This is a genomic window from Nocardia aurea (genome assembly GCF_003123685.1).
In the GTDB taxonomy this organism is placed as follows: Bacteria; Actinomycetota; Actinomycetes; order Mycobacteriales; family Mycobacteriaceae; genus Nocardia; species Nocardia aurea.
This window is the reverse complement of record NZ_QCYJ01000084.1, coordinates 350906-371657: the sequence shown is the minus strand read 5'-3', so window position 1 is coordinate 371657 and position 20752 is coordinate 350906. Positions and strand designations below refer to the sequence as shown.

General features: G+C 67.9%; 17 protein-coding genes. 6 read left to right on the top strand and 11 right to left on the bottom strand.

The annotated features are described in order from the left end of the window. The first annotated feature begins 113 nt into the window (after positions 1-113). A complete protein-coding gene (locus tag DAT37_RS14955) occupies positions 114-758 on the top strand; it encodes a hypothetical protein (protein WP_109525310.1) in 645 nt (214 codons plus the stop codon). A 1-nt stretch (position 759) separates the two neighbouring features. Here the strand turns inward: DAT37_RS14955 and DAT37_RS14950 are convergent, their stop codons facing one another. From DAT37_RS14950 to DAT37_RS14925, 5 genes are all read right to left on the bottom strand, one after another. Beyond that, the gene (locus DAT37_RS14950; RefSeq protein ID WP_109525309.1) at positions 760-2019 is read right to left on the bottom strand and encodes a lipase family protein; all 1260 of its coding nucleotides are present in this window, start codon (positions 2017-2019) and stop codon (positions 760-762) included. A 201-nt stretch (positions 2020-2220) separates the two neighbouring features. Further along, positions 2221-4542 carry an ATP-dependent DNA ligase gene (locus DAT37_RS14940; protein ID WP_109525307.1) on the bottom strand — a complete coding sequence of 774 codons (2322 nt, stop codon included), beginning with the start codon at positions 4540-4542 and terminating at the stop codon, positions 2221-2223. Positions 4543-4595: 53 nt separating this feature from the next. Further along, on the bottom strand, positions 4596-4820 hold the full coding sequence (locus DAT37_RS14935; RefSeq protein ID WP_109525306.1) for an antitoxin: 225 nt from the start codon (positions 4818-4820) through the stop codon (positions 4596-4598). A 52-nt stretch (positions 4821-4872) separates the two neighbouring features. Next, positions 4873-6009: an MBL fold metallo-hydrolase gene (locus DAT37_RS14930; protein WP_109525640.1), complete on the bottom strand. Its 1137-nt coding sequence runs from the start codon at positions 6007-6009 to the stop codon at positions 4873-4875. 38 nt (positions 6010-6047) lie between these two features. Further along, positions 6048-6776, bottom strand: coding sequence for an enoyl-CoA hydratase (locus tag DAT37_RS14925; protein WP_109525305.1), 729 nt, complete (start codon positions 6774-6776; stop codon positions 6048-6050). A gap of 90 nt (positions 6777-6866) precedes the next feature. Here DAT37_RS14925 and DAT37_RS14920 point away from each other — a divergent pair, with 90 nt between their 5' ends. After that, positions 6867-7973: an NAD(P)-binding domain-containing protein gene (locus tag DAT37_RS14920; protein WP_109525304.1), complete on the top strand. Its 1107-nt coding sequence runs from the start codon at positions 6867-6869 to the stop codon at positions 7971-7973. Here DAT37_RS14920 and DAT37_RS14915 read toward each other — a convergent pair whose 3' ends face one another. From DAT37_RS14915 to DAT37_RS46045, 6 genes are all read right to left on the bottom strand, one after another. After that, positions 7974-8825: an aldo/keto reductase gene (locus DAT37_RS14915; RefSeq protein ID WP_109525639.1), complete on the bottom strand. Its 852-nt coding sequence runs from the start codon at positions 8823-8825 to the stop codon at positions 7974-7976. Between the two features lie 148 nt (positions 8826-8973). Then, entirely contained in the window at positions 8974-10542 is a 1569-nt protein-coding gene (locus DAT37_RS14910; RefSeq protein WP_109525303.1) for a carboxyl transferase domain-containing protein, read from the bottom strand. Between the two features lie 102 nt (positions 10543-10644). After that, positions 10645-11247: a GTP-binding protein gene (locus tag DAT37_RS14905; RefSeq protein WP_198654271.1), complete on the bottom strand. Its 603-nt coding sequence runs from the start codon at positions 11245-11247 to the stop codon at positions 10645-10647. Continuing rightward, the gene (locus tag DAT37_RS14900) at positions 11228-11602 is read right to left on the bottom strand and encodes a DUF742 domain-containing protein (RefSeq protein WP_109525302.1); all 375 of its coding nucleotides are present in this window, start codon (positions 11600-11602) and stop codon (positions 11228-11230) included. The genes DAT37_RS14905 and DAT37_RS14900 overlap by 20 nt, the downstream gene beginning before the upstream one ends. A 7-nt stretch (positions 11603-11609) precedes the next feature. Then, positions 11610-12023 (bottom strand): roadblock/LC7 domain-containing protein, encoded by a 414-nt coding sequence (locus DAT37_RS14895; RefSeq protein WP_011207200.1) that lies wholly within the window; start codon positions 12021-12023, stop codon positions 11610-11612. Next, positions 12020-15604, bottom strand: coding sequence for a sensor histidine kinase (locus DAT37_RS46045; RefSeq protein ID WP_109525637.1), 3585 nt, complete (start codon positions 15602-15604; stop codon positions 12020-12022). Before DAT37_RS46045 ends, DAT37_RS14895 begins: the two co-directional genes overlap by 4 nt. Positions 15605-15921: 317 nt before the next feature. Between DAT37_RS46045 and DAT37_RS14885 the strand changes: the two genes are divergently transcribed. From DAT37_RS14885 to DAT37_RS14870, 4 genes are all read left to right on the top strand, one after another. Beyond that, the gene (locus tag DAT37_RS14885) at positions 15922-17964 is read left to right on the top strand and encodes an AMP-binding protein (RefSeq protein WP_109525301.1); all 2043 of its coding nucleotides are present in this window, start codon (positions 15922-15924) and stop codon (positions 17962-17964) included. A 120-nt stretch (positions 17965-18084) separates the two neighbouring features. After that, the gene (locus DAT37_RS14880; protein ID WP_109525300.1) at positions 18085-18471 is read left to right on the top strand and encodes a hemophore-related protein; all 387 of its coding nucleotides are present in this window, start codon (positions 18085-18087) and stop codon (positions 18469-18471) included. Positions 18472-18571: 100 nt separating this feature from the next. Beyond that, positions 18572-19279: a response regulator transcription factor gene (locus tag DAT37_RS14875; protein ID WP_109525299.1), complete on the top strand. Its 708-nt coding sequence runs from the start codon at positions 18572-18574 to the stop codon at positions 19277-19279. Continuing rightward, positions 19276-20664 (top strand): sensor histidine kinase, encoded by a 1389-nt coding sequence (locus DAT37_RS14870; RefSeq protein ID WP_109525298.1) that lies wholly within the window; start codon positions 19276-19278, stop codon positions 20662-20664. Before DAT37_RS14875 ends, DAT37_RS14870 begins: the two co-directional genes overlap by 4 nt. The last annotated feature ends 88 nt before the right edge of the window (positions 20665-20752 follow it).

The following is a 20752-nucleotide window of genomic DNA, read 5'->3' as shown; positions in this document are numbered from 1 at the left end:
GATTGTCCTCACCCGCAATCTGAAACATCAAAGCTCCACATACCTCGGGGAGTGCTGCCGAGAGCTGGGGCATGCGTTGGGCTTGAACTGATGAAGATTGGACGACCCGGAAAATGATTCTCCGAAAGATCACCGCGGCCGCGGTACCGCTCGCCGTCGCCGTCACCGTCGGCGCGGGTGTCACCCACGCGCAGCCCGTCGAGGCGAAACTTCCCGATATCGGATACGACATGCGTCTGGTCGGCAATAAGATCGTCACCACCCTCACCCACGGAACCTTCGAGGTCACCGGGGATACGGTGACCATCGAGGACGAGGCCGGTAACGCGGTCACCACGCTGCCGCTGTCGTTTCAGGCCAACGGCATGGAATTCCCGCTGCCACACGCCGTGCGCGAGGCCGCCACCGTCCTCGAACTCACCGTGGTCCAGGACCGTGAACACGCCCGGCCGGTGCGGGTGAAGCCGGTGGCCTCGGCCATCGAGAATCTGCGCGCCCAATCCGAGTTCGAGACGCAGTTCGGAATCGCCACGGCCATCGGCACGTTCGTCGGCACGGCGATCGGCGCCGGGATCGGCCTCATCGGTTTCCTCGGCGGCATCGTCGGAATCGGCACGGTGGCCACCGGCGCCGCCATCGGCGGCATCGTCGGCACCCTCATCGTCGGCGGGCCCGCCCTGGTCATCGCCGCGATCGAAATGCTCAGCACGTTCACCGCCCCGCCCGGGACATCCAAGTTCGCGACGAAGCCGAATTAGCTCAGCGCGCCAGACATCCCGGCGCGTGCGGATATCCCGCGAAACGGTCGGCGAGGTGGTCGAACGCGCCGGTCACCTCGGCCACCGCGACCGGATTGTGGCCGGGCACGGGCGAATGCCGCCCGACCAGATCCGCGCCGAGCGCGCAGTAGCGGGTCGCCAACCCGGTGAACCCGGCCACGGGAATCACATTGTCGGATGTGCTGTGGTACAGATACATCGACGTCGCCGGGAGGCGACCGCCCAACTCCTGCGATCGCAGTGCCGCCTGGAATCTCGGATGCCACAACAGGCCGGGTGCGGTGGAGAAGTCGTCCACGCGCGCGCCGCCGTATTTGAAGATCAGTTCCTCGCCGCACGCGCCCGCGTCCTCCACCAGCATCGCCCGCCCACGATCGTTGAGTAGGTCGACCAGGCCCGCCTCCGGATTGTTGCGCGTGATCGCGTGCACGATCAGCAACGCGAGACCGGCCTGGGTCGTGCCCTGCACGCCGTCCGCGATCGCCGCCCAATCGGCGGGCACGCCGCCCGCGCCGATACCGGCCAACCGCAATTCGGGCGCGTATTCGGGCTGTAGTTCCGCGGCCCACAGGGTCGCGTACGCGCCGCCCGAATATCCGTACGCCCCGACCGGACTCGACGCTCCGATACCGCCGTGCTGCGAGGCCAGTGCCGCGCGGACGCCGTCGAGCACGCCGCGACCCGAGTTCACCCCGTCGAGGAAGCGGGAATCCGGCCCCTCGTAATCGCTGACGACGACAGCCCATCCCCGCAACATCGCCGCGGCCATGAACGGTGAGTCCACGAGCGTGTTCCAGCCGGTGGGCCAGCCGCCGTGCAGCGCGTGCGAAGGCGCGCAGCGTGACCCGATGCTGTTCTCGGCGACCTGGTAGGCCAGCACCGGGCGCGCCCCGCCGAACCACGGCAGATTCGGCACCAGCACGGTCGCCACGTTCGCGATCGGCGCTCCGTACGAATCGGTGCTCCGGTACAGCAGTTGCCGGGCCGAGACCGGAAGCGGCAGACCGAACATCGCGATCGGCCGCGACCGGATGACCGCGCCCGCCGCGTACCCGGACAGATCTTCCGGCGCGGCGTAGAACGGATCCGCCTCCGGCGGGGCCGGATCCGCGCCTGCCGAGTGCACCGGGACGAGCGACAGTGCGGCGATCATCGAGAGGACGGCGAGCAGAATCCGCCGAATTCCGTACGTGCGCGCCGGGGCTCCCGGCGCGGTCGGCAAACTACCTTGGGACCGCATCGCGCCTCCCCTGTTCTTCGAGGTGTCGATCTCGCGGACCCTCGACGGTACTGCGGTGGCGCGCGCCCGGCAATGGGGCAACGACCGGCACTCGAGTCGCCTGCGATCGTCCGCCGTCTATGATCGCGGTACCGAATTCAGCCGTGAGACAACCGAATCACCCCGACTCGGCAACCTCCGGCAAACACCGGGCGCTTCGCCCTAGTCGGATTCGCCGAGCCAGGCCGGATGCCACAGTCGTCCGGTTTCGGTCCAGTTCATGAAACGGACGGTGCCGGTGATCGCCGGGGTGACCCACACCGCGTCGCGCTCTTCGTCCGCCGTGAGGTCGTTGTCGAACGGACTGGTCTTGCGCGCCGACCTGTTCAGACGCCGGGCCAGTTCGCGCATTTCGGTATCGCCGAATCCGGTGCCGACCCGGCCGACGTAGTAGAGCTTGCCGCCGTGCGGAATTCCTACCAGCAGCGATTTGAATTCCCGGGCCTCGCTGCGCCGCCAGCCCCCGACCACCACGCGTTGGGTGCGCCAGTTGCGTTCCTTGACCCAGGAGTGTCCGCGTTTGCCCGGCAGATAGACCGAATCCTTGCGTTTGGCGACCACGCCCTCGGTTCCCAGCCGGGTGCTCTGATCCAGTGCCGTCGATCCGGGGCCGTCCAGGTGCGGCGGCACGAGGATGGACGGCGCGTTCGCGGCCAGGGCCTCCAGCACGCTGCGGCGGTCGGAATACCGTTTGCGCAGCAGCGATGTGCCGTCCAGGTGCAGCACATCGAAGGCGACGAAGATCGCGTGTGCCGGATCCGCCCGCAACAGCCCGAGGTTGGCGACGCCGTGATCGTCGAAGACCACCGCCTCACCGTCGAGAACCGCACTGTGTCCGGCCAATTCGTCGGCGATGGCCGCGATGCCGGGATAGCGGCGGGTCACCACGTTGCCCGCGCGGCTGCGCAGAGTCGTCGTACCTGAATCTATTTCGGCGAGGAGACGGAATCCGTCCCATTTCGTCTCGAAGCACCACTCGTCGGCGTCCAGTTCGCCGACGGCTCCCGGCGTGGCCAGCATCGGCGCGAGACCGCGCGGCAACGGCACGGGATCGCGCGCGGGCGCGAGGATCCCGTTCGACGGTTCGGCACGGCCGGATTCGGACGCGCCGTCGCCGGAACCCGGCTGATCGCGCATCAGATGCATCAGCCACTGTTTGCCGTCGGTCCGGATCAGCGCGTAGCGGCCGGTCAGTCGGGTGCCTCGGAATTCGACGATGACCTCGTCATCACGCCACTTCTCGGTCTCGTAGGTGCCCGAATCCCAGATGGTCATCTGCCCAGCGCCGTATTCGCCCCGGGGGATCTCACCGTGGAAGTCCAGGTATTCCAGCGGATGGTCCTCGGTGTGCACGGCGAGGCGGTTCTGCTCCGGAGAGGTCGGCGGCCCCTTGGGCACCGCCCAGGAGACCAGCACGCCGTCGCGTTCGAGACGCACATCCCAGTGCAGCCGACGCGCGTGATGTTCCTGGACGACGAACCGGTCCCCCGCGCCTTCGCCGGAAACCGTCGCGGGCACCGACTCGGGGGTGCGGCCGGGATCGCGCATCGAGCGGTAGGTGGTGAGCGCGTCGACGGGTGTTCCGCCCGATCGTGCGGCGGTGACGGGTGGATCGAGATCGGCCAGCAGATCGCCGTCGTCACGAAAGCGGACGAGCACCTCGTCGAATCGCAAGTGCCGCAACCGATCATGGTCCTCGATCTCGTCCCAGCCGCGCGGCGCCGCGGCATTGGGGATGCTGCGCCCGCGCATCGAATAGGGGGCGATGGTGGTCTTGGACGGATTGTTCTGACTCCAGTCCAGGAAGACCTTCCCGCGTCGCACCGCTTTCGCCATGGTCGCGGTGACCAGGTCGGGATGTAATTTCTCGAGATTGGTCGCGACCTGTTTGGCCACGGTCGACGCACCGCCCGGGCTCAGCGCCCGGGCCAGCGGGACATACAGGTGGATACCCTTACTGCCGCTGGTCACCGGGAACGCGCGCAATCCGATGCCGTCGATCATCTCGCGCACCAGCAGCGCCACCCGCGCGCATTCGGCGAGGCCCGCGCCCGGCCCAGGATCGAGGTCGAAGACCAGCCTGGTCGCCGCGCCGATCTCCCCGCCGTCGAAACGCCATTGCGGCACATGGACTTCCAGCGCCGCCTGCTGGCCGATCCAGGCGAGTCCGGCTTCGGAATCGATCAGCGGATAGTGCACCGGGCGATCGGAATGTTCGATCGTGCGCCGCTGGATCCAGGACGGCGCGTGCGAGGGCAGATTCTTCTCGAAGAACGACTGTGCGTCGACCCCGTTCGGCCACCGTTTCCTGGTGACCGGACGACCGGCGATATGCGGCAGCATGGCGGGCGCGACGGCCGAGTAGTAGGCGATCACCTCGCCCTTGGTGGTTCCCGTCTCCGGATACAACACCTTGTCGAGATTGCTCAGCTCGACATCGACATCCGGCTCGCCGGGACCACCGCGGAACCTCCGGCGGGACACCGTATTTCAATTCCTGCGGTGGGGACCGGCACTACACCGGCCCCCGCCACCTGTCAGATCTTCGGGCCGGGCTGACCCGGCTGACCCGGCTGTTCGGGCGGGACCACCTTCTTGGCGGCCTCCTTACCCTTCTCGATCTTGTCGGAGTACTTGCCCTTGGTCTTCTGATCGATGAAGTCGCCCGCTTTGTCGACCGCTTCGTTGATTTTGGGGGCGTTCTTGGCCGCGGCGTCCTTGCCTTTACCGACCAAACCTTTGAGTGTGTCCGCCAGACTCATGCCGTCGTTCCTTTCATATCGCCGAACCGGACTCGAGTCGAAAAAATGGGTGCTACCCCATATCCTCCCACCATTTTTCACCGGGTGGGAGGCCTGCGGCGTCGATGCGCTGACCCGGCATCGGCACCGCGACAGTTGTACCCGCCACCCGAGCGGCCTCCACCATCCGACGCACCGGTTCCGACCATCCATGGAAGGCCAGATTGAAGGTCGCCCAGTGGATGGGCACCAGGACGCCGTGACCCGGATCGCCGGTACAGAGATCGGCGTGCGAACGCACCGCCTCCTCCGGATTCATGTGCACGTCGGGCCAGTGTTCGTCGTAGGCGCCGATCGGAAGCAGGGTCAGGTCGAAGGGACCGAGCGCGGCGCCCGCCTCGGCGAAGGCCTTGGTATAGCCGGTGTCGCCGCCGAAGTAGACGCGACGGGTGGGCCCGATGATCGACCACGACGCCCACAGGGTGGTGTTGCGGACCAGTCCGCGACCGGAGAAGTGGCGCGCCTCGGTGCAGGTGAGCACCAGGTCGGTGCCGTCGCGTTCGCGACCGAGCGCGGCCAGGGATACCGAAGCGCCCCAATCCAATTCGATGATCCGATGTTCGGGGACACCCCAGTGCCGCAGATGCGCGCCGATACCGAGCGGAACCAGGAACGGGGTCGACTGACCGACGACGAGGGCCTTGAGCGTCGCCTTGTCCAGGTGGTCGTAGTGATCGTGGGAGATGATCACCGCGTCCACCTCCGGCAGCTGCGACAACGGCGTCGGCACCGGGTGCAGCCGGGCGGGGCCGACCAGTGTCGACGGCGAAACCCGTTCGCTCCACACCGGATCGGTGAGAATACGGTAGCCGTCCACCTCGATCAGCGCGGTCGCGTGGCCGTACCAGGTGACCGCCAGATCCGAGGCCTGCGCGGGGAATTCGGGGGCGCGCAGCGGAACCGGGCGGGTCGGACGGCCGACGCCACGTTTGGTCATCGCGGACAACAGCAGCCCGGGAGCCGAGCCCGCGGCGATCTGACTGCTCGGCTCGGTGTTGTGGAACTGCCGATTGCGATAGGTGGCCGCGCCGGTGGCGTACGGCTGGATGGCCGAGATCGACGCACCGATCGCCGACGGGATGCCCCACGCGGCTCGCACCACCCAGGCCAGGCCGACGGCTCCCGCCGCGACACCGAGGATCTTGCGCATATTCGTCATCGCGCCCTACCTGTTCTCAGCACCGGCCGTCATCGGCCGACGAATTTGGCCGTACGCTTCTCCTGCCTGGCCAGCCGCCCTTCCTCGGCGTCGGCGCTGGTCCACGCCGCCTGCAACGCCTCGCGCTGCTGCGCGGTATCGGGTTCGCGTGTTCCGTCGTCATTGAACACCAGCTTGAGGTGCCGCAGCGACAACGGCGCGAGTTCGGCGATGGATTTCGCCCACGCCTGTGCGTCGGCGAGGGTACCGAGCCGGTTGGCGAACCCGAAGGTGTAGGCGTCGGCGGCCGAGACCGTGTCCGCGCCGAGCAGGATGGTGCGGGCCGGGCCGCCGCCGATGATGGCGGACAGCCTGCGGACCGTCCAGCGGTCCACCGAGATCCCCAGCTTGGCGGCGGGGATGGCGATATAGGCGTCGGGGTCGACCACCCGCAGGTCGGAGGCCAGCGCCAGCTGCACCCCCGCTCCGAGCGCCGCGCCGTTGATGGCGGCGATCACCGGAATCGGGGCGGCCTCGATCGTGTGCAGCATGTCCTGCAACGCGTGCAGGAAATCATCGGAATAGACCCCGGACAGATCCGCGCCCGCACAGAAGATCGGACCGTCTCCGGTGAGCACGATCACCCTGGCGTGTTCGCGGACGGCGGCCAGCACGGCCTCACGCAGCATCAACACGAGTTCCTCGTTGAGCGCGTTACGACGTTCCTCACGTCGTAGTTCGATCGTGACGACGTCACCATCACGGCTGACTCCGAGCATGCATCCTCCCCAACTCACCGTGTCGTTTCGATACCTTCACTGTGCCACAGCCGGGAGCCGGGACCGTTGAAGGCGATAGCATCGGCGGCTGTGCCGACAGATTTCGACATCCTGGTGATCGGCGCTGGTCAGGCCGGGCTGTCGGCGGCTTATCACCTGAAGCGGCTCGGGCTGCGGCCGGAAGTGGATTTCCTCGTCGTCGACCACGCGCCCGGTCCCGGCGGCGCCTGGCAGTTCCGCTGGCCGTCACTCACCCTGAGCACGGTCAACAAAGTGCACGATCTGCCGGGAATGTCCTTCGCCGAGACCCTGCCCGCGGGATCGGACGACGTCGCGGCGGCCACGGCGGTGCCGCACTACTACGCGCAGTACGAACAGCGCTACGACCTGCGGGTACACCGTCCGGTCTCGGTCCGGGTCGTCTGCGATCGCACCGCCGACGGGCAACGCTGCGACGGCCGCGGTCAGGTGCTCGCCGCCGAGACCGACACCGCCGACACCATCCGGGTGCGCGGACTGATCAACGGGACCGGCACCTGGGAGCACCCGTTCGTCCCGCGATACCCCGGCGCCGAAACCTTCGCTGGCCGCCAACTGCATACCCGCGACTACCGCGAGGCCGCCGACTTCGCGGGCGAACATGTCCTCGTGGTCGGCGGCGGTATCTCCGCGGTGCAATTACTCGACGAGATCTCGCAGGTCACCACCACCACCTGGGTGACAAGGCTGGAACCGGTGTTCCTCGACTCAGAGTTCACCCCGCGGGCGGGCCGCGACGCGGTCGCCGTCGTGGAGGATCGGGTGCGACGCGGACTGCCGCCGGGGTCGGTGGTCTCGGTCACCGGTCTGCGGCTCGACGATCGGCTGCGAGCGGCGCGAGAACGCGGCGCGCTGCGGCGGCTGCCCATGTTCGACCGGATCGAACCCGACGGGGTCCGCTGGGCCGACGGGAGCTTCCAGCACGTCGACGTCATCCTGTGGGCCACCGGATTCCGCAGCGCGCTCGATCATCTCGCGCCGCTGCGGTTGCGCGGGCCCGGCGGCGGGATCACGATGACCGGAAGCCTCGCCACCCGGGTCGCCGTCGACCCGCGCATCCACCTGATCGGTTACGGCCCGTCGGCGAGCACAGTCGGCGCCAAACGCGCCGGCCGCGCCGCCGCGGTGGAACTCACCCGATATCTGGCGACGAACTGATCACAGGCCCGCGGTCAACTCGTCCGGATCGGGGCCGATGCGGCCGCCGCTGTCGAGACCGTCGATCGCGGCCATCTGGTCGCCGGTCAGCTCGAAACCGAAGACGTCGAAATTGGCGACGATCCGGGAGGGTGTCACCGATTTGGGGATGACCACGTTCCCGAGTTGCAGATGCCACCGGATGATCACCTGGGCCGGGGTGCGCCCCACCGCCTCGGCGATGGCGGTGACCGCGGGGTCGTCGAGCACCGTGCCCTGCCCGAGCGGACTCCACGCCTCGGTCGCGATGCCGTTGTTCGCGTGGAACTCACGCAGTGCGCGCTGCGCGAGCCTGGGATGCAATTCGATCTGGTTCACCGCGGGGATCTCACCGGTTTCCGCGATGACCCGTTGCAGATGCGCCTCTGTGAAATTCGAGACACCGATCGAGCGGACCCGGCCGTCCTTCTTCAGCGCCTGGAAGGCGCGGAAGGTGTCGATGAATCTGTCGGCGACGGCGACCGGCCAGTGGATGAGATACAGATCGAGGTAGTCCAGACCGAGTTTCTTCAGGCTGACGTCGAACGCGCGCAGCGTCGAATCGTAGCCCTGCTCGGAATTCCACAGTTTGGTGGTGACGTAGACCTCGTCGCGCGGTAGTCCGGATTCGCGGATGGCACGGCCGGTGCCCTCCTCGTTCCCGTAGATGGCGGCGGTGTCGATGCTGCGGTAGCCCGCCTCCAGTGCGGCCTGCACCACCGGGAACGCCTCGTCGGACGGAACTTGGAACACACCGAAGCCGAGCTGCGGGATCACGTTCCCGTCGTTCAGCACGATCGGTGGCACGGCGGAAGTCTCGCTACGGAAGGTCACCTCTTCGACCGTAGAAGTGCGCGCGCGAACCGTCAACGAGCGAGCGGGTGTGTTGGCCGGGTCGTTTCGCACGATCGTGCCTGCTCGGGTGCCTGCGCGGCCGAGGATTCGGGCGTGGTTCGGGCGTCGGCGGCCCGCGATGCCCGATTCAGCGCGAAGCGGGGACGCCGAGTCTGCGGTACCGCGCGCCACGCGAACGCCGCAGTCGCACCGGGTCGATCGCGGCCAGGCGCGTCAACTCCTCGGCGACGGCGCTGACCATGCGGTGGGCGAATTCGTGCGGTTCGTCGGCGGCGTCGGGCAATTCGGCGACGATCCGGTCCACGATGCCGTCCGCGCGCAGTTGCTCGGCGCCGATCCGTTGGGCGGCGGCCAATTCCGGGGCATGGCCGGTATCCCGGTAGACGATGGCACTCGCGCCTTCCGGCGGCAGCGGGGCGAGCCAGGCGTGCGTGGCCGCGAGAACGCGGTCCGCGGGTAGCAGCGCCAGCGCGCCGCCGCCGGTGCCCTGGCCGAGCAGCACCGCGACGGTCGGGGTGCGCACGGTCACCAGATCGGCTATGCACCGGGCTATTTCGGGGGCGAGGCCGCGTTCCTCGGCCTCTTTCGACAGCGCTGCGCCGACGGTGTCGATCACCAGGACCAGCGGTAGTCGCAGTTCCTCGGCCAGCGCCATGCTGCGGCGGGCCTCACGCAGCGCGGCCGGGCCCATCGTGTTCTCACCCCGCTGATTGGAGCGGTCGTGGCCGAAGACGACGCACGGCCTGCCACGGAACCTGGCCAGCGCGAGTACGACGGTCCGGTCCGACTCGCCCTGTCCGGTGCCGCTGAGCGGCACCCGCTGGGTCACGTGGCGCAACAGGTCGCGGATGCCGGGGCGATCCGGCCTGCGGGAGATCAAAACCGAATGCCACGTGTCGGTTTCGTCTTCGGAGGCATCGGCGCCGGAAGGACGGGGTGACGGCTGGACGCTCGAATCACTGTTCGCAGCAGTACTATTCGGCAGTTCATTCGAAACTTCCGGCGCTACAACGCTATCCGTGAGCGGAACACCACCGAACACACTCAGCGCTCGGTGCGCGATACGGCGGAAAACCGAGACGGGGACCACGCCGTCGATCACACCGCTGCGGTAGAGATTCTCGGCGGTCTGCACACCCTCCGGGAAATCCGCGTCGTACAGCGCCTTGTACACCCGGGGACCGAGGAAGCCGATGAGCGCGCCCGGTTCGGCGAAAGTGATGTGCCCCAGCGAACCCCAGGACGCGAAGACTCCGCCCATCGTCGGGTTGCGCAGATACACCACGTACGGAAGGCCGGAGGTCTTGTGTTCGGCGACGGCGCCCGCGATCTTGACCATCTGCACGAAGGCGACGGTGCCCTCCTGCATTCTGGTACCGCCGGAGGTCGGCGAGGCGATCAGCGGCAGGCCCAGTTCGGTGGCCCGCTCCACCGCGGCGACGATCCGCTCCGCGGCGGCCACCCCGATCGAACCGGCCAGAAATCCGAATTCGCAGGCGATGACGGCCACGCGCCGACCACGAAGCAGCCCTTCACCGGTCAGCACCGCTTCATCGGTGCCGGAGGCGACGGCGGCCTTGCGCAGATCCTCGCGGTACCGCTCGGATGCCGGTACCGCCAACGGCGGCCGGTCCCAGCTGACGAACGACTCCGCGTCGAGCAACTGCCCGAGCAACTCCCGCGCCGAAATCCGCATCGCGCGAGCATATCGGGCGACGCGTCACAGCGGTGAGCGCGGATATTCGACCACCGCACTCGAACCCGACGCCACGGACTACCGCCGCGTCGGGACCGAGTATCAGTAGCCCTGCATCACCTTGCGCAGGGCGTATTCGGTGAGCGAGACGAGTGCCTGCTTGGCCGGTTCTCTGCGCCTGGCGTCGATGGACAGGATCGGGACATCGGCGGGGACCGCGAGGGCCTGCCGAATATCCTCGATCGGGTACCGCGGCGAATCATCGAATTCGTTGAGCGCCACCAAGAACGGCAGATTGCGCGCTTCGAAATAGTCGACAGCCGCGAAGCTGTCCTCCAGCCTGCGGGTGTCGACGAGCACCACCGCGCCGATGGCGCCGCGGATCAAGTCGTCCCACATGAACCAGAACCGGTACTGGCCCGGTGTACCGAACAGATACAGCACCAGATCATCGGCCAGGCTGATCCTGCCGAAGTCCATGGCCACCGTGGTGGTGGACTTCATCGGAATGCCGGTCAGATTGTCGATACCGGTACTGGCGTTGGTCACCAATGCCTCGGTGCGCAGCGGAACGATCTCCGAGACGGCACCGACCATCGTGGTCTTGCCGACACCGAACCCACCCGCGACCACGATCTTCGCCGAGGTCGGCTTGCTGGTGCGGGTGTCGACCTGCGCCGTCGAATCATATACGCCGGAGTCCACTGAGAACCCTTTCGATCAGCTCGCGACGTTCATCGTCGCTGGAATCGTCTTTCAAAGTCGCCGAAACGCGGACATGCCCGGCTTCGATGAGGTCTGCCACGAGTACTCGTGCCACGCCTATCGGAATACCCAAACGTGCCGCTACTTCAGCGACGGACGGCGATTCTCTGCACAACTCCACGATTGACGTCTCGATGTTGGTCAGTTCGAACTGCCGCTCCAGGGCGACCGGATGCGATGCCACGAGTGCCTCGAGCGCCAACTCGACCGCGGGCCTGGTACGGCCCGCGGTCAGCGAGTAGGGGCGAACGAGACTGGGCTCGGAGCTTCCCATGCGGTGATCTTCTATGTCCATCCCACCATCAGGAACCCATCGTGACGCGCGGGGTGGCCTGCACCGTTTGACCCACACGTTCGACCAACAACGCCATCTCGTATCCGACCTGTCCGATATCGCAGGACGTATTGGTCAGGACAGCGAGGTAGGAGCCGTCGCCGACAGCCATCAACAGCAGGTAGCCGTGTTCCATTTCCACGACCGACTGCAGGACGGTGCCGCCCTCGAACAGATTCGAGACGCCGACCGAGAGGCTGGCAAGTCCCGCGGTCACGGCCGAGAGCTGCTCGGCGCGATCGACGGGAAGCTGAGCGCTCGCGGCCATGAGTAGTCCGTCAGCCGAGACCAGGACGGCATGAGCTACGCCAGGAACCTCGTTGGCGAAGTTCGAAACCAGCCAATCCAGCTGACGATTCGTACCACCTAGATCGGGGTTCATCGGTCTCCTTTATCTCCGGTTAGGTTCGGTGCCTTCATTGCGCGGCCGTCCTGGACGCCCTTTTGGTGGCGACTCAGGCTCGACCTGATGGATTCCGGATCTCGGCGCGGTGCTCGATCCACAGCACCGTTGACGGCGCCGGGGACCAGCCTCCCGCCCGGATTGCGTTGCGGCAACCCAGCGGCGGTTTTTGTTTCGGCCTGTGCTTCGCTGGCCCGCCTGGCGGCCTGCCAGCCTTCGTCACCGGGTGAATCGAAGGCGGCTGCTACCTGGGACCGGTCCGGATTCGGATCCGAGAGCCACGACGACATCATCTCGGCGAAGATCGGACTGTCCATCGTCGCCCCCGTCTCGGCCGCGGGTTGCAGTCGAGTCTGGAAGAACGAGGCAGCCTTCGCTGGGTTGGAACGGTAGCTGTGCTTACCGGGATCGCGCACGCCCTGGCCGGTTTCGCCCGCGTCGGCGTCCGACGGCGCGGTCAAGCGATCCGATTGCGGCAGACCGACTCCCGGCGGCACGACCTCGCGACGCGGACCGTTCGCACCGGGTGAGCGCTGCGGCAGACCCGTCGGGGTCTGCGCGCCCGGCTGACGCTGCGGCAGACCGTTCCCGAGCGGCTCGCGGGTCGGCAGGCCACCGGACGGGCTGTCCAGTCGCTGACTCACCGCGGGCTGACGCTGCGGCAGACCCGTCGGGGTCTGCGCGCCGGGCTCACGTGTCGGCAGTGCTCCCGACGCGGGCTCGCGCTGGGGCAGACCACCCGGCTGACGCTGCGGCAGACCACCGGGCCCCGCGTCGCGGGACGGAGCCCCGTTGGCGCCGGGTGAGCGGGTGGGAAGCCCACTCGCGCCGGGCTCGCGCTGCGGAAGACCGCCGCCGAGCGGTTCACGGGTCGGCAGACCACCGGTGGGGGCGCCCTCCCTCGGCTGGTTCGCCGCGGGCTGACGCTGCGGCAGACCCTGGGGGATCTGGGCTCCCGGCTCCCGGGTCGGCAGACCACTCGCGCCGGGCTCCCTGGTGGGAAGACCACCGACGGTCGGCTCGCGCGGCGGCATGCCGTTCATCGGACGCTGCGGAAGACCACCGGCCGCGGGATCGCGCGTCGGGGCTCCGTTGGCGCCGGGTTGACGCTGCGGAAGACCGCCGCCCGCCGACGGCGGACCACCGGCCGCGGGCACACCGTTGGCGCCGGGCTGGCGCTGGGGTAGCTCACCGGAGGCTGGTTCACGCGACGGCGGTTTCGCGCCGCCCGCCGGTCCGGGACCGATCACGCTGGGCCCACCGGGACCACCCGGGCCACCGGGTCGTCCCGGACCCGCGGGTCCGCCCGGCCCACCGGGGCCGAGGTTGCGCTTGGGCATGTTCGCGGCGGCGAGTTTGCCGCGCTGAGGTCCCGGCGGCGGAGTCTGGCCCGGTGTCGGACGCAGGGTCGGACCGGACTGGGCCTGATCCGCGCCCTGCGACATCGCCGATCCCGGCTGACGCTGGGGCAGGCCGCCGGCCGCCGACGGGGTCGGGGCGCCGGGTCGCTTGGTGATCGGGATCGGACCGCTGACGCCGGGGTCGACGGTGACCATCATGTTGCCGCCGGGGGTGCGGGTGACCGCGCGCGTCTGCATGGACGATCCGGTCGACGGCCGCTGCGGACCCGCCTGCTTGGGCGACTGCTGGACCGGACTCGGCGTGACCGGCTGCGCGCTGATCGGCTGGCCCGCGACGATCAACCCGACGGGTACGTGCACCGTGACGGTGACGCCCGGGTCGCGCGCGGTGTCGAAGGTCGGGCGCAACCGCACGGTCAGACCGTGCCGCTCGGCGAGCCTGCCGACCACGAACAGACCCATGTGGCGGGCGGTGTCGGGGCCGGGCTCGGCGGTCTGCTCGAGCCTGCGGTTGATATCGGACATCTCGGCGGGCGGCATACCGATACCCCGGTCGGCCACCTCGATCAGCATGCCCTGGTCGTGGGCCTGCGCGAAGGTGAACTTCACGTCGGTCTCGGGCGGAGAGGCCCGCAGCGCGTTGTCGAGCAGCTCGGCGAACAGGTGCGCCATGTCGGAGGCGGCGGGTTCCTTGAGCGAACCGCGCGGCGTCGCGCCCAGCTTGACCCGCTCGTAGTCCTCGACCTCGGAGATCGCGGCGCGCAGGACGTCGGCGATCTCGACCGGCGCCGACTTCGCGCGGCGCTGTTTGGTACCGGCGAGGATCAGCAGGTTGTCGCCGTTACGGCGCATACGGGCGGCGAGGTGGTCGAGCCGGAACAGGTTCTCCAGCAGGCGCGGGTCCTTCTCGTCGTACTCCATCGCCTCGATGAGGCTGAGCTGATGGTCGACGAGGGATTTCGAGCGCCGTGCCAGGGTTTCGAACATGTCGTTGACCTGGGAGCGCATCTGCGCCTGATCACTGGCCAGGCGCAGGGCCTGGCCGTGGATATCGTCGACGGCACGCGCCAGCTGGCCGATCTCCTCGGTGCTTCGCACCGGCATCGGCTCCAGCGGCACATCCTCCGGCGACGCGCCCGCGCGCAGCTGGGAGACCTCGTGCGGCAGATCGCTCTCGGCCACGCGCAACGCGGCGAGTCGCAGTCGGTGCAGCGGCACGATCATCGACCGCGCGACGAACACCGCGAGCAGCAGCGCCGCGAGAATGGTGGCGATGACGACGGCGGTGTAGGTCCACGCGTCGGTGTTGGCCTTGCTGGAGAGCGCGTTCATCGAGGTCTCGATGTCCTTGGTCGCCTTCGCGACGACACGCTCGTAGACATCGACACTGCCGGTCATCGAGGCCTTCGACTCACCCAGCGGAATCCGGCCCGCCTGCGCTTCCGGACTCGTGATGAGGTCGACTCGGGTCTGCACGCCCGCGCGCAGGTCAGCGATTGCGGTATCACCGTCGGGGAACCGGTGCGCGAGCACGTTCAGCATCTGACGTTCGGTCGCGGAGGCGACCAGGAAGTTCTGAAGCGCGTCCGGCTGACGCTTGAGGATCTCGGCGAACGCGGCCAGCTCACCGACGACGGTGGCGCGGGTGTTGAGCGCGTCGACCAGCCGCAGGCGGGCCGAGTCGGTGGCGGTATCGCTGACCTGGGAGACCGTGGTCTCGACGATCCGGACGCTGAAGTTGCGGATCCGGTCGATCGCGTCGATGGATTCCGCCGAGGTGGCGGCCGGGGCCTTGCCCTTGGTCCGCAGCGCACTCGCTTCGGTGATCATGTTCTCGAGCATCGCGCGCGACTCGGGCCGGGTCTTCAGCTTCGAGGTGGCCGACTGCGCCCTGGTGATGGCCTCGTCGAGGTCGCTCAGGTCCTTGTCGGTCACCACGGTCTGGCCGTTGAGTGAGACCAATTGCGAACCGGCGACCGTCGCCGAGGCAGCACTCAGCCCGGTGACGGCCGGAATCGCCTCGATGTTCTCCGCGACGGCTTCCAGCCGCTGCGCGTTCGAGAACTCGGCGGTAATCCTCGACACGCCGAGGCCGACCGCGACGGCAAGCGGCACGGCGAGAACCGCCGTAACCTTCCAGCGCAGGTCCCAATTGCCGAGCGCCCAGCGCTTACTGCCGGGCCTTGCGGCGTCACGCATCTCCCACTCACTTTCCAAACTGGCCCCAACCCGCGCCATCAGCGAGCCTCCACAATCGCATGCTGGCTCGACGGTTGGAGCTGGCCGAGAACTGCGGCTGGCCGAGAAATTGCGTCTACGACGGCCCAAATAAGTGACATCAGATTCTAACGGATCAGTAACAGCTTGGGTGACATCCGGTAAGGCTACGGGGCTTGACCTGCCTTTTCCAGACAAACCCAAAGGTCGTGCCACCCGCCCGGGCGTCGCGTGAAGTCTGCCACAATCATGCAGATCTATCGAGGCGGGCATCGAGGCGAGGCTAGGGAGTCACGAGTTTGAGCGTGAAGCACGAGTACCGGCCGGTCTATCAGACCAGCCTGGTCGACCCTGCCGAGTTCTGGACAACCGCTGCTGAGGCCATCGATTGGGACGTCGCGCCCACGCAGATCATCGATACGAACGCACGTCCCGTCGCCAGGTGGTTTCCCGACGCCCGTCTCAATACTTCGTTCAACGCGCTCGATCGCCACGTACTCGGTGACGCCGAAGGAGCGGGCAGCCGTGCCGAACAGCCCGCGCTGATCTACGACTCCGCGATGACCGGTGCCAGGGGCGTATACACCTATGCCGAACTCCTGCGTGAGGTTTCGATATTCGCGGGGGCCATGAGGCGCCTCGGCGTCACGACCGGCGACCGGGTCGTCATCTATTTGCCGATGATTCCCGAAGCCGTCATCGCCATGCTGGCGTGCGCGCGAATCGGCGCGGTGCATTCGGTGGTGTTCGGCGGCTTCGCCGCACCCGAACTCGCGGCCCGAATCGATGACGCCGAACCGGTTTTGATCATCACCGCCTCCGGCGGCCTCGAACCGCATCGCAAAATCGAATATCCGCCGATCGTGTTGCGTGCACTGGAAATAGCGGAGACGAACGCGCCGCGCGCGGTGATCGTCAAACAGCGCAAGCAGTTCCAGACGATCAATTTCCCCGCACCGCAGGAGGCGACGGAATCCCTGCCGAGTTCGAGCGAGACCATCGCCGCGCGGTGGCTCGATTGGGACGACGCGATACTCGACGCCGAACCCGCCGATCCGGTATCGGTCGCCGCGACCGATCCGCTCTACATCCTCTACACCTCGGGGACGACGGGTAAGCCCAAGGGCGTCGTCCGCGACAACGGCGGTCACGCCGTCGCGCTGGCCTGGTCCATGACCAACATCTACGACGTCGGTCCAGGACAGGTGATGTGGGCCGCGTCCGACGTCGGCTGGGTCGTCGGCCACTCCTACATCGTCTACGCGCCGCTGCTTGTCGGGGCGACCACCCTGCTCTACGAGGGCAAACCGGTCGGCACCCCGGACGCGGGCGCGTTCTGGCGCGTGGTCGCCGAACACAAGGTGCGGGTGCTGTTCACCGCACCGACCGCGTTGCGCGCCATCCGCAAGGCCGACGCCGAGGCCACGCTGGCCTCCCAGCACGACCTGTCCTCGTTGCGCGCGCTGTTCTGCGCCGGTGAGCGGCTCGATCCGGCGACCTACGAGTGGGCGTCGACGACGCTGCTGGCCCACCGGCCGGACTGCCCGGTGGTCGATCACTGGTGGCAGACCGAGACGGGCTGGCCGATCTGCGCGAACCCGCTCGGGTTGCAGCCGCTGCCGATCAAATCGGGGTCGTCGTCGGTGCCGGTTCCCGGCTTCCGGCTGCGGGTGCTCGACGCCGAAGGCAACCCCGTCCCCGCCAACACCGAGGGCAATATCGTCGTCGGGCTACCCCTGCCCCCCGGGGCGCTCACCGGCCTATGGCAGGACGAACCTCGTTTCGTCCGCTCCTACATGTCGGCCTTTCCGGGCCACTACCTCACCGGCGACTCCGGTTACTTCGACGACGACGGCTATCTCTTCGTCCTCGGACGCAGTGACGACGTGATCAACATGGCGGGGCATCGGCTGTCCGCGGGCAGTATCGAGGCCGCCATCTCCGGGCATCCCGCCGTCGCCGAATGCGCGGTCATCGGGCTCGCCGACGAACTCAAGGGTCAGCGGCCGGTCGCCTACGTGGTCCTCAAGGAGGGCGGCGAATTCGCGGACATCGCGCCCGAGCGACTGCGCGAGGAACTGACCGTCCTGGTGCGCGAACAGATCGGCCCGATCGCCGCCCTGCACGACGCGATCATCGTCTCGGCGCTGCCCAAGACCCGCTCCGGAAAGATCCTGCGCAAGACCATCAGGCAGATCACCGCGGGCGAGGACTACGACATTCCCTCCACCATCGAAGACCCCGCGGTGCTGGTCGCGCTCGCCGATCAGATCCTGTCCGGGCGCACTCCGATCGCGCCGATTCCCTCGTCCTCGGACGCCGATCCGGCCACCCCCGCCTGACTCCGATCGGTCGCGGTCGGTCTCTCATAGATCTCTCAGAAAGAGTTCAACCCGGTGCCAGCGCGACGCCATAGCGTCGACGGGGTAATTCGTTAACACGAACCGTTATCTGGAGGCACAATGAAGCGTTTTCGCAGCCGTACCACCCTCGCCGCTCTCGCCGCGGGTGGTGTCGCGAGCGCGGCGGTACTCCTGAGTCCCGGCATCGCCGCGGCGGCGCCGAACGATCTGGTCGCGCCGCTGCTCAACAGCGACTGCACCTTCGCCCAGGTCGACGCCGCACTGCATGTGGAATCGCCGCAGCTGGCCGCGTTGCTCGACGCCAACCCCAGCCAGAAGGCCGAATTGCAGCGCTCGTTCGACCAGCCCGTCGAACAGCGTCGCGCCGAGTTGCAGCGTCGCATCGACCAGAACCCGGAAGCGGCCCAGCAGGCGGAGAACGATCCGCGCGCGGCCGAACTGGCCGAGACGATCGCCACCGTGGCGGCGGTCTGCCACAACTACTGACCCGGTTTCAGGCACGCCAGACTCCAGCCTTCCGCCGAACAACCGGCCCGGTGCGAGACTCTTGATGACACCAACGACCGGCGAACGCGGAGAGGCGACAATGCCCGAGGTGACTACGACCCCGACCGTCCTCGTCGTCGATGACGACGAGGACGTTCTCGGCTCGGTCGAGCGTGGACTCAGGCTTTCCGGATTCACGGTGCTCGTCGCCCGTGACGGAGCCGCGGCGCTGCGCAGCGTGAACGAACACGCGCCGGACGCCATCGTGCTCGATATGAATATGCCGGTGCTCGACGGCGCGGGCGTGGTGACCGCGCTGCGCGCCCTCGGCAACGAGGTGCCGATCTGTGTGCTCAGCGCGCGCGCCTCGGTCGACGACCGTATCTCCGGATTGGAGTCCGGCGCCGACGATTACCTGGTGAAACCGTTCGTGCTCGCCGAACTGGTAGCGCGTATCAAGGCATTGCTGCGCCGCCGGTCCGACACTCCCCCGACGCCGACGCCGGGCGCGATCACCGTCGGTCCGCTCGAGATCGATGTCGACGGCTATCGCGCGATCCTGCACGGCGAGGAAATCGAGCTCACCAAGCGGGAATTCGAACTGCTGTCGACGTTGGCGCGCAACACCGGTGTGGTGCTCAGCCGGGAACGGCTGCTGGAACTGGTGTGGGGTTACGACTTCGCGGCCGACACCAATGTGGTCGACGTCTTCGTCGGATACCTGCGCCGCAAACTCGAGATCGGCGAAACCCCCCGGCTGCTGCACACCATTCGCGGAGTGGGGTTCGTCCTCCGGGCGCCGAAATGACCTCGGCTCCGACGGAGCGACGAGGGCGGCGACGCGGGCGGCGGCGACGGACGTTCTCACTGCGCACCAGGGTCGCGGGAGCGGCGGCGATGGGCGCGGTGATCATCGTGACCCTGCTCAGCCTGATCAGTATTCGCGCGATCGAGCGCAACAACCTCCAGCAGAGCGATCAGCAACTGGCCCTCGCCTCGCGTCTGGTCCTGATCGAACCGGTCATCGCGGTCGGCCTGGTCGGCCTCACCGGACTGAACAACCAGATCGCGGTGACGGTGCGGGAGAACGGTTCCGTGCTCGCGAGCAGTACGACCGAGTTACCCGACCTGCCGACCGGTTCGCATACCGCCGAGGTGGACGGCACCCCCTATCGCATTCTGACCACATCCGAGAACCAGCCGCAGGGCCGCACCGTCTCGCTGGGGATCCCGGCCGAGGAGGCCGCGCGAGCAACCGAGGAGCAACAGCGCTGGGTGCTCGCCGGAGCGCTGCTCGCCATCGCCGCGACGGCGGCGCTCGGCTGGTTGCTGGCGGGTCGCGCGGTGCGTCCGATCGTGGATCTCACCCGTCAGGTCAGCGCCCACAGCGCCTACCCCGAAGCCGACGATCCCCGTCCGCCCGTGGACGGTTCGGGTGTACGGGAGGCCGAGAAACTCGCCGACGCCGTCAACACCATGCTGGCGCGCGTCGACCAGGCACAGTCCCGAACGGCCGCCGCGCTGGAGACCGCGCGCGATTTCGCCGCCGTCTCCGCGCACGAATTGCGCACCCCGCTCACCGCGATGCGCACCGATCTCGAAGTACTGACAACCCTGGACCTGGACGAGGCTCAGCGCACCGAGATCCTGGCCGACCTGCAACGCAGTCAGGGACGCGTCGAGACGACGCTGGCCGCGCTCGAACGACTCGCCACCGGCGATCTGACCAACGCCCGCGATCATGTCGACACCGATGTCGGCGATATCTGCGACCAGGCCGCACACGACGCCATGCGCCACTTCCCCGGTCTCACCGTCGATATCGACACCGACGCCGAATTGGTGACCCGCGGTCTGCCCGCCGGTCTGCGCCTGGCCGTGGACAACGCGCTCGCCAACTCGCTCAAACACGGCCGCGCCACCCGAGCCCTGGTCTCGGCGCACCGCACCGCGCCGGACCGCATCGTGATCACCGTCGACGACAACGGCCGCGGGGTGCCCGCCGAGGAGCGCGCGGCGGTTTTCGAACGTTTCTTCCGCGGCAGCCAGGCCAGTAAGGGCGGATCGGGACTCGGCCTCGCCCTGGTCGCCCAGCAGGCCCAGTTGCACGGCGGGCGCGCGTATTTCGCCGACAGCCCGCTGGGCGGCGCGCGCTTGGTGCTCGAACTTCCGCAGCGCGGTACACACGGCTAGCGCACGCGACCATCGCTGGGTGTCGCGAGCCGTGCACAGCTGTCCACAGTATCGGCGAAGGGTTCCGCCACAACTCGATTCCGGCGAA